Source organism: Nocardia sp. N2S4-5, assembly GCF_044628355.1.
In the GTDB taxonomy this organism is placed as follows: Bacteria; Actinomycetota; Actinomycetes; order Mycobacteriales; family Mycobacteriaceae; genus Nocardia; species Nocardia wallacei_B.
Map to the genome: position 1 here is coordinate 5,231,936 of NZ_JBIUPM010000001.1, position 15,505 is coordinate 5,247,440.

The window sequence follows — 15,505 nt, forward strand, 5'->3', positions numbered from 1 at the left end:
AATCCGGAGGGCTCACCGACTTGACCAGGACTGTCTCGATCCTGCTGTCCGCGATGGCGGGCGCCTCGGCCTTGCTCCTCACCGTCACCGCCCCGGCCGCGGCAAATCCCAACGCGATCAATCCGATACCGGTGCTGAACGGCACCAATGGACTGCCACAACTGCCGGGCCGCTCGCGCGCGGTTTTCCAGTTGACCGGAATGGCGAGCCCGAACAATACCGAGCATTACAACGTGCTCGGCACCGATCTGGGCATCATGTGGGACAACGGAAACGGCGAGATGCTCACCGCGTTCGGCGACACCGCGGGCGTCGGCCTGCCGAACCTGCTGGCCGGCAGCACCTGGGCCTGGCGCAGCAACATCTTGGTGCGCAGCCACACCCAGGACCCGTCGAACGGCATCTTTTTCGACAGCGTGGTCCGCGACGTGTTCGGCCAGGCCCGCGACCTGATCCCCAGCCCCAAGATCCCGTTCATCGAGATCAGCCGCATCCCGACCGCCGGCATCGCGGTGGGCGGCGTGCAGTACATGAGCCTGATGTCGGTGCAGAGCTGGGACGAGGTGGGGCAGTGGACCACCAACTTCTCCGGCCTCGCCGCCTCCGCCGACAACGGCGAGACGTGGGCCGACCTCGGCTTCACCCGGCGTCCCGACGAGGGCGGCAACGCCAACTTCCAGATGAACGCCTTCACCAAGGCGGACGGCTGGGTCTACGAGTACGGCACCCCGTCGGGCCGGAACCATTCGGCCTACGTGGCCCGGGTGCGCGAGGGCGCCATCGAGGATCTCGGCGAATACGAGTACTGGGACGGCGGGCGCTGGGTCAAGGGCGACGTGAACGCGGCCGCCCCGATCACCGGCGGCGTGGGTGAGCTGTCGGTGATGTGGAACCAGTACCTCGGCCGGTACGTCATGCTGACCACCGATCCCTGGAATTCGGTGGTGATGCGGACGGCGCCGTCGCCGGAGGGCCCGTGGACCGATCCCGAGGTGCTGATCGACACCCGGGAACTCCCCACCGCCTACGCCCCGTCGATCTTCCCCTACCAGACCGGCCGCGACCTGTACTTCCTCACCACGGTGCACAGCCAGTACAACGTCGTCCTGATGCGCACCACGCTGTAATCGCCGCGCCATACACTCGGACCCATGGACGCGGCCGAATGGGATGCGCGCTACGCGCAGAGCGAATTGGTATGGGGCGCACCGCCGAACGGCACCGTGGTCGAGCACGTGCACGGACTGGAGCGGCGGATCACGCTGCAGCCGGACGCGCCGGGCGAGGCGCCCCCGCCGCTGCCGCGCGCGCTGGATCTCGGCTGCGGTGAGGGGCGCAACGCGGTGTGGCTGGCCACGCACGGCTGGCAGGTGCGGGCGGTGGACTTCTCGCAGGTCGCCGTCGACAAGGGCCGCACGATCGCCTCGCGCCTGTCACGCTCGGTGCGCGGCCGCATCGACTGGCAGTGCGCCGATGTCACCGACCCGGCCGCGGCGGGCATCACCGGCCCGTTCGAACTGATCCTGCTCGTCTACCTGCACCTGCCGCCCGGCCCGCGCCGCGCCTTGCTCGCACAACTCGCCGACCTGCTCTCGCCGGGCGGCACACTGCTCGTCCTGGGCCACGACACCACCAACATCACCGAGGGACACGGCGGCCCTCAGGACCCCGCGATCCTCTTCACTCCCCACGACATCCTCGCCGACCTGGGCGCGGCCGGCGACCACCTCCGCGTCGGCGTCGCCGACCGGGTCCTGCGCCCCACCGAAGCGGGCGACGCCATCGACGCGCTGGTCGTCGCCACCCGTGTGGTCCCCGACCTCGACCAGCAGGCGGTGGAGTCCCCGGCCTGAGCGGTCACGATCGCCGTTCAGGCCGGAATTTCGCCCCACCGCAGCAGCCATGGCTCGACCGCTGCGGTGATCAGGTCGAAACCGCTGCGGAACGAATGTGGTTGGTTGGGGACAACTTTCACCTCGGCCGCGTCGGCGGGGTCGGGGACGCCGAAGGGGTCGCGGGCGCCGTTGATCACGACCACCTCGATCGGGCGGGCGGCGCGGAGTTCGTCGCGGCGGGTCTTCTCCGGTTTGCCCGGCGGGTGCAGTGGGAAAGACAGCGCCACAACGCCTTTCACGCGCGCCGCGTGCGCGGTGCGGCAGGCTACCCGGGCGCCGTTGCTGCGGCCGCCCTGGATCAGGGGGACCTTGCGTACCTTCTTGCGCAGGGCCGCAACGATTTCCAGCCAGGCGGCGTCCTGGACCGTCGTCGAGCCGGGCGCCCGCCTTCCGGCCACGCGGTAGGGCTGCACCACCCGCGCCACCGCACCACCGAGACCGACCGCGCAATCGCGTACCGCCAGCAGATCTCGCGCGTCCACGCCGCCGCCGGACCCGTGGGTCAGCAGCAGCAGGAACTTGGCGCGCGGCGGCCTGTCCAACTCGATGTCCGCGGGTCCGGCACTCGTGTCGATGCGCACGCCACACGGTAACTCGCTGGTCGGCCGAGTCCCGGGATCGTCAGCCGGCGCCCTGTCGTGCGCGCCGCGCCGGCCGTCGACTGTTCATCGCGTCACATCGGCCGCTCAACCCGTTGAAACCCGGATTACCCGTCGGTAATATACGGTGTAAGTTACCCGCGAGTAGCAGGCTGACGGCTACCGGTGGACACAACGGGCGGGAACGGCACAACCGGACCGCACCAACCTCAATGGAGAGAAAAATGGGTCACTACAAGAGCAATGTCCGGGACCTGGAGTTCAACCTCTTCGAGGTCCTGGGATTGGGTTCCATCCTGGACAGCGGCGCGTTCGGCGACCTGGACGCCGACACCGTCAAGGAGATGATCAACGAGGTTCGTCGTCTCGCCGAGGGCCCGCTGGCCGAGTCGTTCGCCGATGCCGATCGCAATCCGCCGGTCTTCGACCCGGAGACGCACAGCGTGACGCTGCCGGAGTCGTTCAAGAAGAGCTACCGCACCCTGCAGGAGGGCGGCTGGGATTCCTACGCCGTCGCCGAGGAACTGGGCGGCATCAAGTTCCCGCGCAGCGCGTACTGGGCGATCGCCGAGCTGGTGCTGGGCTCCAACCCCGCCGCGTTCATGTACGCCGCGGGCCCGGGCTTCGCCAACATCTTCTTCAACAGCGCCACCGATGAGCAGAAGAAGTGGGCGCAGATCGCGGTGGAGCAGGGCTGGGGCGCCACCATGGTGCTGACCGAGCCCGACGCCGGTTCGGATGTGGGCGCGGGCCGGACCAAGGCCGTGCAGCAGGAGGACGGCTCCTGGCACATCGAGGGCGTGAAGCGGTTCATCACCTCCGCCGATTCCGACGACCTGTTCCCGAACATCATGCATCTGGTGCTGGCCCGTCCCGAGGGCGCCGGCCCGGGCACCAAGGGCCTGTCGCTGTTCTTCGTGCCGAAGTTCCACTTCGACCACGAGACCGGCGAATTGGGCGAGCGCAACGGCGTGTTCGTCACCGGCGTCGAGCACAAGATGGGCCTGAAGGTCTCGGCCACCTGTGAGGTCACCTTCGGCGGTCACGGCATCCCGGCCAAGGGCTGGCTCGTCGGCGAGGTCCACAACGGCATCGCGCAGATGTTCGAGGTCATCGAGCACGCGCGAATGATGGTGGGCACCAAGGCCATCTCGACGCTGTCGACCGGTTACCTGAACGCGCTGGAGTACGCCAAGCAGCGCGTGCAGGGCGCGGACCTGACCAAGATGACGGACAAGACCGCACCGCGCGTCACCATCACCCACCACCCCGACGTGCGCCGCAGCCTCGCGACGCAGAAGGCGTACGCGGAGGGCCTGCGCGCGGTGTACCTCTACACCGCCGCGCACCAGGACGCCGTGGTGGCCGAGCAGGTCTCCGGCGCGGACGCCGATCTCGCCGCCCGCGTCAACGACCTGCTGCTGCCGATCGTCAAGGGCGTCGGCTCCGAACGCGCCTACCAGTACCTCACCGAATCGCTACAGACCCTGGGCGGCTCGGGCTTCCTGCAGGACTACCCGATCGAGCAGTACATCCGCGACTCCAAGATCGACAGCCTCTACGAGGGCACCACCGCCATCCAGGCCCAGGACTTCTTCTTCCGCAAGATCGCCCGCGACCGCGGCGTCGCCCTGGCGCACGTGGCCGGACAGATCCAGCAGTTCATCGACCGCGAGGGCGGCAACGGCCGGCTCAAGGCCGAACGCAAACTGCTCGCCACCGCCCTCGAAGACGTCCAGGGCATGGCCGCCACCCTGACCGGTCACCTGATGGCCGCCCAGGAAGGCTCCAGCGAGCTGTACAAGGTCGGCTTGGGCTCGGTGCGGTTCCTGCTCTCCGTCGGCGACCTGCTCATCGGCTGGCAACTGCTGCAGCAGGCCGAGATCGCCATCAAGGCCCTCGACAACGGCTCCACCGAGCCGTTCTACCAGGGCAAGGTCGCCACCGCGCAGTTCTTCGCCCGCAACGTGCTCCCGGAACTGACCGCGACCCGCGCGGTCCTGTCCAACCTGGACAACGACATCATGGAGCTCGACGAAGCGGCGTTCTGAGTGCGCCGAGGCGCTTGCACTCCTGATCGGAAACGAAGCCCCGCAACCGGATTCACCACCGGTGGCGGGGCTTCGTTGCCGTAACGACCCCTACCTGTGACTGCGATGTGATAATTGTGTCCGCTCGCATACCACACATCGGCGAGCCGGAACGGGCACAATACCCACGGCGTCACAATCGGAAGGGGAGCAGAGCATGAAACGACTGCCAGCACTTGCCGGAGCGTGCGCGGCGGTCGCGCTGCTGGCCCTGTCGGCCTCGCCGGCGGGCGCGGACCCGAACAACATCAACCCGATTCCCGGACTGAACGGCGTCAACGGCCTGCCGCACCTCGGCGGCGCCACCCAGGCCGTCTATCAGATGACCGGCATGGCCTCGCCGAACCGCACCCAGGACAGCAATGTGCTCGGCACCGACCTCGGCATCATGTGGGACGACGGTCGCGGACAGATGATCACCGCCTACGGCGACACCGCCGGGCTGGGCATGCCGAACCTGCTGGCGGGCAGCATGTGGGCGTGGCGCTCCAACGTACTGTTCCGCAGTCCCGCCGGGGCCAGCCCCATCGACGGCATCCGCTACACGAGCTTCGTCGACAACCCACTGCCCAGCCCGAAGATCCCGGGCATCGAGATCAGTTTCATCCCGACCGCCGGCATCTCGGTGGGCGGAGTGCAGTACATGAGCATGATGTCGGTGCGCGATTGGGGCCCGGACGGGCACTGGGACACCAACTTCTCCACCCTGGCCGTGTCCGGCGACGGCGGGCAGACCTGGGCGCAGCTGCCCACCACCCGCCGCGCCGACGAGGGCGGCTTCCACAACTTCCAGCAGGCGGCGTTCCTGAAGGCCGACGGCTTCGTCTACCGGTACGGCACGCCCGCCGGGCGCGACAATCCCGGATTCGTCGCGCGGGTCAAGGAAGCCGACATCGCCGACATCGACGCCTACGAGTACTGGGACGGCGGGGCCTGGAAGCTCAACGACGTGAACGCCGCCAAGCCGATCGTCGGTGGCGTGGGCGAGCTTTCGGTGATGTGGAACCAGTATCTGGGGCAGTACGTCATGATGACCACCGACCCGAGCAACTCGGTGGTGATGCGTACCGCGCCCGCCCCGGAGGGTCCCTGGAGCGAGCCGCGCGTGCTCATCGACACCCGCGAGTTGCCCAGCGCCTACGCCCCGATGATCTACCCGTACCAGACGGGCAGCGATCTGTACTTCCTGGTCACTCAGCATCGGCAGTACAACGTGATGCTGATGCGGACGCCGTTGTAGGCGGTGTCGGGGTCCGCGAGCGCTGTCATTAGGCTCTTCGGCGTGCTGCTTTCCGATCGCGACATTCGTGCCGAGCTGGCCGCGGGGCGGCTCGCGCTGGAACCGTTCGAGGCGAAGCTGGTCCAGCCGTCGAGCATCGATGTGCGCCTGGACCGAATGTTCCGGGTGTTCAACAACACTCGATACACCCATATCGACCCGGCGCAGCGGCAGGACGAGCTGACCAGTCTGGTCGAGCCCGTCGACGGGGAACCATTCGTGCTGCACCCGGGCGAGTTCGTGCTCGGCTCCACGCTGGAGGTGTGCACGTTGCCCGACGACCTGGCCGGGCGCTTGGAGGGCAAGTCCAGCCTGGGCCGCCTGGGCCTGCTCACGCACTCCACCGCCGGATTCATCGACCCGGGTTTCAGCGGCCACATCACCCTGGAACTGTCGAATGTGGCGAACCTGCCGATCACGCTGTGGCCGGGTATGAAGATCGGCCAGCTGTGCCTGTTCCGGCTGAGCAGCCCGGCCGAACATCCTTACGGCAGTTCGGCCGCGGGCTCCAAATACCAGGGCCAGCGCGGGCCGACGCCCTCCCGCGCCTACCTGAACTTCCCGCAGCCCAACGGTTCCTGACCCGGCCGCCGCACCCCCTGGATACGGCGGCCGAGCGCACTACCGCTCCGGCAGGACGTGCGTGCCGGACTTGTCCGTGGACAGAGCCAGCGAGCTGATGTACTGGATCTCGCCCTCGGGCCCCGGGACCGCCGACGCGATCATGTCGGGACGCTCGAACTCCAGGCCGGTGACCGCGCAGGGCAGGGTCTCCCCGGAGGGGTTGCCGTGCTCGTCGAACATCGGCAGTTCGATGCCGTCGTCGGTGCGGCGCAGGTAGTACTTGCCCTTCGTGGCGAGGGCGGTGAGCGGTGTGGCGACGAACGCGATCACCACCGCCACGATCGGCGAATACGGCTTCAGCGTCGCGCCGAATACCCCGAAGAAGGTCGCGATCGACAGCACCGCCGACAATCCGAAGCCGACCAGGCCGACCGGATTGAAGTCGTAGAGCATGCCGCGGCGGAACTCCGGCTGCTTCGGTGAGATCTTCAGCAGATACTTGTTGACCGCGATATCCGTTGCCACGGTGACGATCCAGGCGATACCGCAATTGGCGTAGAAGCCGAGGATGTCGTTGAGGAACTCGAACATGTTGGCTTCCATCAGGACCAGCGCGATCACCAGATTCAGGCCGAGGAACACCAGTCGGCCCGGATAGGTCTTGGTGACGCGGGTGAACGAATTGGTCCACGCCAGCGAGCCCGAATACGCGTTGGTCACATTGATTTTGATCTGACTGATGACCACCAGCACCACCGCCAGCGTCATCGCCAGCCAGGACGGCACCATATCGCGATAGATCTCCAGGAACTGGTGCACCGGCTGATTCGCGATGTCCTGCGCGCCGGGCAGACTCGCGATCAGATACACCGCCAGGAACAGACCCACCACCTGCTTGATCGCACCGAAGATCACCCAGCCGGGTCCGGCCAGCAGCATCCAGCTCCACCATTTGCGGGAGTTCTCCGGCGTTTTCGGCGGCATGAAGCGCAGATAGTCGATCTGCTCGGCGATCTGGGCGATCAGCGACAGGCACACGCCCGCGGCCAGCAGCGCTCCGGTGAGGCTCACCCCGCTGCCGTCCTTGCCGCCGTAGGCGAAGAACGTGCCGATCGAATCCGGGTGTCGCACCACCAGGAACAGGAACGGCAGCACCATCAGCAGCAACCACAGCGGCGTCGTCCACACCTGCAATTTGGCCAGCGTGTTCATGCCGTAGATGACCAGCGGGAAGATGATCAGCGTCGATACCAGATAGCCGAGCCACAGCGGAATGTGCAGGCCCAATTCCAGGCCCTGCGCCATGATCGAGCCCTCGGTGGCGAAGAAGATGAAGGTGAACGACGCGAACACCAGATTGGTGACGACCGACCCGTAGTAACCGAAACCGCTGCCGCGGGTGATCAGATCCAGGTCGATGTTGTAGCGCGCGGCGTAATAGGCCAGCGGAAACCCGGTGAGCATGATGACGACGGCGAAGATGCCGATGCCCAGCAGCGCGTTGCCGGTGCCGTTGGCGATGCCCACGTTGGCGCCGATGGAGAAGTCGGCCAGGTAGGCGATGCCGCCGAGCGCCGAGACGCCGACCACCGCCGGACTCCATTTGCGATAGCTGCGCGGCGCGAACCGCAGCGTGTAATCCTCCAGCGTTTCCTTCGTCGCCGCGACCGAATTCGCCGGGCGCTTGTCTACGTCGACCACAGATACTCCTCAATCCGGCCCAAAAACGAGCAGGCTCGGAAAGTGAGGGTCCTGGGTGAATGTAGAGCCGGCTTTGCCGGGCCGTTACGGACCCGTTACGTCACATCATGGGATGAGAACGGCGCTACTCGCTAGCAATCGTCGGCCAGGGCCTTGACGTACCCCGCCGACTGGTACAGGTAGTTGTACGCCCATCGTCCGATCAATACCCGCGGCCGCGCGTCGACCATGAGAATCTCTCCGTCCCAGCACTTTCCGAGGACATAGCGCGCACGGGACACGTGCGGCGTGAAGGTCACCACGATCACGCGTTGCCAGCCGCCTGCTCGCGCCCGCGCGGCCAGCTCCCGCCCCTCACCGCGGGTGGTTCGCGGCTCCGGATCGAAGCACTCCACCCGGAAGCTGTATCCGCCGTGGCAGATCCGGTTCATGCGCGGGCTGTGCTCGTAGGGGTCGGAGAACACCACCACGGGCGCGTAGCCGTCCCGCGCCAGCCGCAGTCCGAGTTCCTCGCGGCCGTCGTGGGCGCCGCCCAGCACCATGATCGCGTCGGCCCGCGCGGGACGGTCCACCTGCGGGCGCACATAGACCGGCCACAGCGCCACCACCGCGGCGACGACCACCGCGACCCCGGCCACGAGACCCCACCGCCTGCGCACCCAGCCGATGCTATCGACCCTCGGGCCGACCCTCACGACCTGGCGGTTTCCGCATGTACATCAGTTGTTGTGCGGAGACTCGCCTCGATGACGCGGTGCGGCCACCGCCGGCGCTTACCAATCGATCATGCGTCTCACGGTTTTCGGGACTGGATATCTGGGAGCCACCCATGCCGCGTGCATGGCAGAGCTCGGACACGAAGTGGTGGGGGTCGATATCGATCCCGGCAAGGTCGCGAAGCTGTCCGACGGGGTGGTGCCGTTCTACGAGCCCGGACTCGAGGATGTGCTGCGGCGCAACCTGGACGCCGGGCGGCTGCGGTTCACCACCTCCTACGAGGAGGCGGCCGCGCACGCCGACGCGCACTTCCTGGGCGTGGGCACGCCGCAGAAGAAGGGCGAATACGCCGCCGACCTCAAATACGTGCACGCCGTGGTGGATTCGCTGGCGCCGCTGCTGCAGCGCCCGGCGGTGATCATCGGGAAGTCCACCGTGCCGGTCGGCACCGCGGTCGAACTCGGTCGCCGCGCGCGGGCCGCGGCGAGCGTGGACGTCGAGGTGGCGTGGAATCCGGAATTCCTGCGCGAGGGCTTCGCCGTACAGGACACCGTGCGGCCGGACCGGTTGGTGCTGGGCGTCGACCGGGAGCGCGAGAATGCCGGCTGGGTCGAAGAACTCGTGCGTGAGATCTATGCCGACCTGATCACCGCGCGGGTCCCGTTCCTGCTGACCGACCTGGCCACCGCCGAACTGGTGAAGGTCTCCGCCAACGCCTTCCTGGCCACGAAGATCTCGTTCATCAATGCCGTCTCCGAGGTCTGCGAGGCCACCGGCGCGGACGTGACCGTGCTGGCCGACGCCCTCGGCTACGACGCCCGCATCGGCCGCCGGTTCCTCAACGCGGGCCTCGGCTTCGGCGGCGGCTGCCTGCCCAAGGACATTCGCGCCTTCATGGCCCGCGCCGGTGAGCTGGGCGCGGATCACGCGCTGGCGTTCCTGCGCGAGGTCGACAACATCAACATGCGCCGCCGCGCCAAGGTGGTGGACATGGCCGCCAAGGCGTGTGGCGGGTCGCTGCTCGGCGCCAACGTGGCGGTGCTCGGCGCGGCCTTCAAACCCGAATCCGACGATGTGCGCGATTCGCCGGCGCTCAACGTCGCCGGGATGATCCAGCTGCACGGCGCCGTGGTCACGGTGTACGACCCGAAGGCCCTGGAGAATTCGCGCAAGGTTTTTCCGACGCTGAACTACGCCACCTCCGTCACCGAGGCGTGCGACCGTGCCGACGTGGTGCTGGTGCTCACCGAATGGTCCGAGTTCACGGCGCTGCGGCCGCGGGATCTGGATGCCGTGGTGCGTACTCGGTCCATCATCGACGGCCGGAACTGTCTCGAACGCGCCACCTGGCGAGACGCCGGATGGGTATACGCGGGGCTCGGCACCTCGTAGTGTGTCGAGCAGGTAAAGTGACCACACCCCGCGGCGTGCACGACGGATCCGGAGGAGGCGGTTCGCGTATCGCGTCGGGGCCCGTGAACGCCGCAATATACTGAGTCTGAATCGGCGCCGGCCATCCGTGTTTCGAAGAGCAGAGGCGGCGGCTTCACGCACATCGTGGAGTGGAACGAGATGGGCAGCAGATGAGTTCGGTACTGGGAGTCTCGGTGGGGGCCGACGCCGTTCGCGTCGCACGCCCGCACGCCGGGAACACCGCCGAGCATCTCGACCCGGACCGTTTCGACCTGCACACCGCGCTGGTGGGCGAGCGGCGCGTGGAGGATGTCGCCGCCGAAGCGGTCGCCGGCGCGCTCGCCGGTGGACCGGAGTCCGCCACGGCGGTGGCCTATCGCTCCGAACAGCATGCGCGCTCGGTCCGGGGCGCACTGGCCCGCCGCCAGCTCACCAACTACGAACTGGTGCCGGAAGTCGTGGCGGCCGTGGAGTTCCTGCGGGCCACCGGCGAGCTGTCCGGCCTGCGCACCATCGCCCTGTACGACCTGGGCAGCTCGGGGCTGTCGGTGAGCGTCGTCGACGTTGCCGAAGGCCAGGTCCACTACAGCGAACGCACCAGCGACATCAGCGGCGACTACCTGGACTCGCTGATTCGCGAGCAGCAGATCGCCTCCGGGCGCATCGCCCACCCGCCGGACCCCGACGGCCTGGCCGAACTGGACACGCTGTGTCGCAGGGCGAAAGAGCAGCTGTCGGTGACGACCGCCGTCGCGTTGCCGTCGGAGCACGGCCTGGTGCTGCTGTCGCAGGAGAACTTCGAGGCGCTGATCATGCTGGCCGTCGAGTCGTCGGCGCGGATGACCCGCGATGTGATCATGCGCTCCGAGCAGGCGGTGCAGGCGGTCGTCGTCATCGGCGGCTGTGCCCGGATCCCGCTGGTGCCACGGGTACTGGAGCGCTGGCTGGGGATGCCGGTGCGGGTGCCGCAACAGCCGGAGACGGTGGTGGCGCGCGGCGCGGCGCTGCTGGCGCGGCCGTCGCATCCGATCGCCCGATCCGCGATCATCGACCCCGAGACCGAGCAGTTGACCCCGGTGTGGCTGGCCGAGAACGCGCCCGCACGCCGTCGGCGGCGCACCGCGGACCGCGATCCGGCGCACGGCCCGATGCGGGACCTGGCGTTCGGGCGGCGGCGTGAGCTGAGCGTCGCCGGGGTCGCGGTGGGCGCGCTGGTGGTGGTGGCCGCCGTGGGCCTGGGCCTCGGCTGGGGTCCGCAAGTGCTGCAAGGCGATTCGCACAGCAATTCGGCGCCCAGCTCGGCCCCGACCACCGCACCGAACTCCGCGGCGCGCGAGCCTTCGAACACGCCGTCGCCGACCGATACCACCAACGCCTCGGTCGCCGCGCCGCCGCCACCGCAGCGATCGGCGCCTACGACGGAGGTGGAAGCGCCCCCGCCCGGCCCGAACACCATCGTCGTCCCGGGCCTACCGCCGATCGTCGTCCCCACGCTCCCGCCCCTGCTCCCACAGTTCCCGCCGCCCGGCGCGCCGCCCCAGCGCCGCTGAGCCGAAACCCGTTGCCTCAGTAGCCGTCCGGTCCGCCCTGGCGTGGCCACCGGCGCCCGTAATCGTCCTCGTCGTTTCCGGTCCTGTGGGGCTCGCCCGAGTGATCGTCGTCGGTGCGCGGTGTGAACCAGTCGTGCTCGGCTGGGCCCGATTCAGCATGCCGCGGTGCATAACCGGGGTCGGCGGCATAGCCGGATTCGGAGGGGGAGGAGTAGCCGGATTCCGGCGGGGAGTAGTCGGGTTCGGGCGGGGAGTAGCCCGGTTCAGACAGGGGGTAGCCAGGTTCGGTGGCGGAGTAGCCCGGGTTAGACGGGGGGTAGTCAGGTTCGGCGGGGGAGTAGCCCGGGTCAGACGGGGAGTAGCCAGGCTCGGTGGCGGAGTAGCCCGGTCGAGACGGAGAGTAGCCCGGTTCGGCGGGGGAGTAACCCGGGTCAGACAGGGAGTAGCCGCGTTCGGAGGGGGAGTAACCAGACTCCGAGGGGGAGTAGTCGGATTCCGAGAGGGTGTAGCCGGGATCTGAAGGCGCATAACCCATTTCGGCGTGGGGATAGTCGCGGGATCCGCCCGCAGCGCTGCCTGTGGAGCGATGGGGATAACTCGAACGGTCGTCTCGAGCGCCCCGAGGGTCATCCGGCGGGTAGTACGCCGAAAATCCTTCGGGCGGTGTGGCTTCGTCGTCGAACGCGTCGAACGATTCGCCCGGCGCGACGGCTTCGCGGCGCGGTGCGCGATTCGCCGCGGTGGCACCGGCCGCCGCGCGTGCGGATCGGGCGGCAGTCGAATTGCGCTGTGCCGCACCGGTCTTCGACTCCGGCCCGCGCGCGGATTCCGCTCCACCGCGCGACTCCGCGCCGCGGGCATGGCGAGAGCGGCGGGGCGGAGCGGACGCGGGCACGTACCCGAGCGGCCGGGCCAGCATCACAGCGATCGCCGTGGTGAGCGGCACCGACAGGGCCAGGCAGATACCACCGACGGCGGATCGGGTGATCTCGATCCCCACCGCGTCGCCGGTGAGCACGTCCCGGAACGAACGCCCGGCCACCGAGAACAGCAGCAGCAGCGGCAGCGCCCCACCGGCGTAGGCGAGCACCAGCGTGTAGACGGTACTGGCGATGTGGTCACGGCCCACTCGCATGGCCGCGGTGAAAATCTCTCGGCGCGAGGCCTTCTCGTCGAGCGCGGCGAGTTCGAACGCGGCCGACGCCTGGGTGATGGTGACGTCGTTGAGCACACCGAGCGAGCCGATGATGAACCCGGCCAGCAGCAGTCCGGTGATGCTCACATGCTGCAGATACGTCGCGACGTTGGCGTTCTGCTCCTCGGAGAGTCCGGTCAGATGAGTGATCTCGAGCGCCACCCAGGACAGCACCGCCGCCAGCACCATCGCGCTGAGCGTCCCCAGCAGCGCGGAACTCGTCCGCAGATTCACCCCGTGCGCGAGATACAGCACGGCATACAAGATCAGCGACCCCGCCACCAGCGCCACCGGCACGGCCGGTTTCCCGTCCAGCAGGGCAGGCAGCAGGAACATCACCAGCACGCCGAACGCGAAACCCAGGCCGAGCACGGCTCGCAGCCCGCGCCAGCGCGCCACGATCACGATGACCGCGACGAACGCCAGCGCGATGATCGTCAGCGGCAGCCCGCGCGCGTAGTCGTCGAAGGAGTAGATGGTGGTGCCGCCCGGATCGGCCTGCCGGACGACCCGAATGTCGTCGCCCACCCGCAGATCCGGCTGCCCCGGGCCGGGCGCGATCTCCAGCAGCGTGTGCTTGCCCTGATCCGGCCCGGAATCGATGGAGACCAGACTGCGCTGGCAGTTGTAACCGTTGGCGCGCGGCGCATTCGGGGTGTCGTCGAACACGCGGCCGTTGGACAGGCTGCCGCAGGGACCGAGGTCCTGCATGGTCACGGTGCCCGCCTCGGTGTGCACGGCCCCGCCGCCGCCGTTCTGCATCGGCAGCGGAATGTCGACGTGCTGGTGACTCGGCCACAGCCAGAACAAACCGAACAGCACCAGCACGCCGATGCCGGCCAGAAGCCCGACCACGACCTTGGCCGCCGTGGCGCCGATGGCGATCGGTCCGGAGTGATCGTGGTGATGGTGGTGGTCGCTCACCGCTGCGAGCCTAATTGGTTTCGATTGTCGACATCGCGACGGCGGGTACGCGCTGCTCACGCGACGGGAAGAGGTGGGAGGGGCGGCGGAGAGCAGGGGGATGTCTCCGCCGCCCGAGAGATTCGACGGCCCAGGGGGGTAGGCGGTCGAATCCAGGGCCGAGCGGCCCAGGGGGGTAGGCGGCTCGGCCGGGGGCACCTGAGTGCCAAGGCCCACTGTACACAAACGGCCATTCTTTGCGCTAGCTAAGTCTTTAAAAAGCGCACTTATTCGTACTCACGGTCTGTTTTCGCGAGTGTTGAGGTCTGTACCGGAATCACTGCCGATAACCCGCGAGGAAGTTGCCGAACCGCTCGATCGCGACCGCCAGATCTCGTGCCCACGGCAGCGTCACGATCCGCAGATGATCATGGTGCGGCCAGTTGAAGCCGGTGCCCTGCACCATCAGGATCTTCTCCTGCAACAGCAGGTCCAGGATCAGCTTGGAATCGTCGTGGATCTCGTACACCTCGGGATCCAGCCGCGGGAACGCGTACAGCGCGCCCTTCGGCTTCACACACGACACCCCGGGGATCATGTTCAGCTTCTCCCACGCCACATCGCGCTGCTCGAGCAGCCGCCCGCCCGGCAGGATCAGGTCCTCGATGCTCTGATGCCCGCCGAGCGCCACCTGAATCGCGTGCTGCGCAGGCACATTCGGGCACAGGCGGGAGGAGGCCAGCAGATCGATACCCTCGAGGAATCCGGCGGCATGCTCCTTCGGCCCGGTGATCACCAGCCAGCCGGACCGGTACCCGGCCACCCGGTACGCCTTGGACAGGCCGTTGAAGGTCAGGCACAGCAGGTCGGGCGCCAGGGACGCGAGCGAGATGTGCTTGGCGTCGTCGTAGAGGATCTTGTCGTAGATCTCGTCGGCCAACAGCAGCAGCCGATGCTTGCGGGCCAGGTCGACCAGTTGCTGCAACACCTCCGACGAGTACACCGCGCCCGTCGGGTTGTTGGGGTTGATCACCAGCAGCGCCTTGGTCTTGTCGGTGATCTTCGACTCGATGTCGGCGATATCGGGCTGCCAGCCGTTGGACTCGTCGCACAGATAGTGCACCGGGGTGCCGCCGGCCAGGCTGGTCATCGCCGTCCACAGCGGATAGTCGGGGGCCGGGAGCAGCACCTCGTCGCCGTTGTCCAGCAGGGCCTGCATGGTGATGGTGATCAGCTCGGAGACGCCGTTGCCCAGGTAGACGTCGTCGACGTCGAACTCCGGGAAACCGGGTACCAGCTCGTAGCGTGTCACGATGGCCCGGCGCGCCGACAGAATCCCCTTGGACTCCGAATAGCCCTGCGCGTACGGCAGCGCCGCGATCATGTCCCGCATGATCACATCCGGCGCCTCGAAGCCGAACGGCGCCGGATTGCCGATGTTCAGCTTCAGGATCCGGTGCCCCTCGGCCTCCAGCCGCGCCGCGTGCGCGTGTACCGGCCCGCGGATCTCGTAGACGACGTTCTGGAGCTTGGTGGACTGCTCCAGGGTCCGCGGGGGCAGAGGTGACTGGCTGGTAGGGCTCACCCGTCCCATGGTGC

11 protein-coding genes and 1 pseudogene are annotated in these 15,505 nt (G+C 68.0%); 7 read left to right on the plus strand and 5 right to left on the minus strand.

Features of this window, described 5'->3' with window-relative positions:
- Positions 1–20 precede the first annotated feature (20 nt).
- Together ACFMRZ_RS23985 and ACFMRZ_RS23990 are read left to right on the plus strand one after the other, a co-directional pair.
- Positions 21–1,127 carry a DUF4185 domain-containing protein gene (locus tag ACFMRZ_RS23985; protein ID WP_280276630.1) on the plus strand — a complete coding sequence of 369 codons (1,107 nt, stop codon included), beginning with the start codon at positions 21–23 and terminating at the stop codon, positions 1,125–1,127.
- Between the two features lie 24 nt (positions 1,128–1,151).
- A complete protein-coding gene (locus tag ACFMRZ_RS23990; protein WP_400180844.1) occupies positions 1,152–1,853 on the plus strand; it encodes a class I SAM-dependent methyltransferase in 702 nt (233 codons plus the stop codon).
- Between the two features lie 17 nt (positions 1,854–1,870).
- Here the strand turns inward: ACFMRZ_RS23990 and ACFMRZ_RS23995 are convergent, their stop codons facing one another.
- Complete coding sequence (locus ACFMRZ_RS23995) at positions 1,871–2,476, minus strand: alpha/beta family hydrolase (protein ID WP_400180846.1); 606 nt, start codon at positions 2,474–2,476, stop codon at positions 1,871–1,873.
- A gap of 242 nt (positions 2,477–2,718) precedes the next feature.
- Between ACFMRZ_RS23995 and ACFMRZ_RS24000 the strand changes: the two genes are divergently transcribed.
- The 3 genes from ACFMRZ_RS24000 to dcd all read left to right on the plus strand — a co-directional run bounded on the left by ACFMRZ_RS24000 (position 2,719) and on the right by dcd (position 6,445).
- Positions 2,719–4,545: an acyl-CoA dehydrogenase gene (locus ACFMRZ_RS24000; RefSeq protein ID WP_400180848.1), complete on the plus strand. Its 1,827-nt coding sequence runs from the start codon at positions 2,719–2,721 to the stop codon at positions 4,543–4,545.
- Between the two features lie 196 nt (positions 4,546–4,741).
- A complete protein-coding gene (locus ACFMRZ_RS24005) occupies positions 4,742–5,824 on the plus strand; it encodes a DUF4185 domain-containing protein (RefSeq protein WP_400180849.1) in 1,083 nt (360 codons plus the stop codon).
- Positions 5,825–5,866: 42 nt separating this feature from the next.
- Positions 5,867–6,445, plus strand: a complete 579-nt coding sequence (gene dcd, locus ACFMRZ_RS24010; protein ID WP_280270375.1) for a dCTP deaminase — start codon at positions 5,867–5,869, stop codon at positions 6,443–6,445.
- Positions 6,446–6,484: 39 nt separating this feature from the next.
- Here the strand turns inward: dcd and ACFMRZ_RS24015 are convergent, their stop codons facing one another.
- Positions 6,485–8,128 (minus strand): hypothetical protein, encoded by a 1,644-nt coding sequence (locus tag ACFMRZ_RS24015; protein WP_280273638.1) that lies wholly within the window; start codon positions 8,126–8,128, stop codon positions 6,485–6,487.
- A 131-nt stretch (positions 8,129–8,259) separates the two neighbouring features.
- The gene (locus ACFMRZ_RS24020; protein ID WP_400180851.1) at positions 8,260–8,787 is read right to left on the minus strand and encodes a YdcF family protein; all 528 of its coding nucleotides are present in this window, start codon (positions 8,785–8,787) and stop codon (positions 8,260–8,262) included.
- A 127-nt stretch (positions 8,788–8,914) separates the two neighbouring features.
- On the opposite strand from ACFMRZ_RS24020, the gene ACFMRZ_RS24025 reads away from it, so the two are divergent.
- A complete protein-coding gene (locus ACFMRZ_RS24025; protein WP_400180852.1) occupies positions 8,915–10,237 on the plus strand; it encodes a UDP-glucose dehydrogenase family protein in 1,323 nt (440 codons plus the stop codon).
- A 191-nt stretch (positions 10,238–10,428) separates the two neighbouring features.
- The gene (locus tag ACFMRZ_RS24030) at positions 10,429–11,808 is read left to right on the plus strand and encodes an Hsp70 family protein (protein WP_400180854.1); all 1,380 of its coding nucleotides are present in this window, start codon (positions 10,429–10,431) and stop codon (positions 11,806–11,808) included.
- Between the two features lie 853 nt (positions 11,809–12,661).
- On the opposite strand, the pseudogene ACFMRZ_RS24035 reads toward ACFMRZ_RS24030, so the two are convergent.
- Positions 12,662–13,927, minus strand: a pseudogene (locus ACFMRZ_RS24035) (YibE/F family protein); the annotation flags it as partial.
- A 316-nt stretch (positions 13,928–14,243) separates the two neighbouring features.
- Entirely contained in the window at positions 14,244–15,500 is a 1,257-nt protein-coding gene (locus tag ACFMRZ_RS24040) for a pyridoxal phosphate-dependent aminotransferase (protein WP_280273788.1), read from the minus strand.
- Positions 15,501–15,505: the final 5 nt, after the last annotated feature.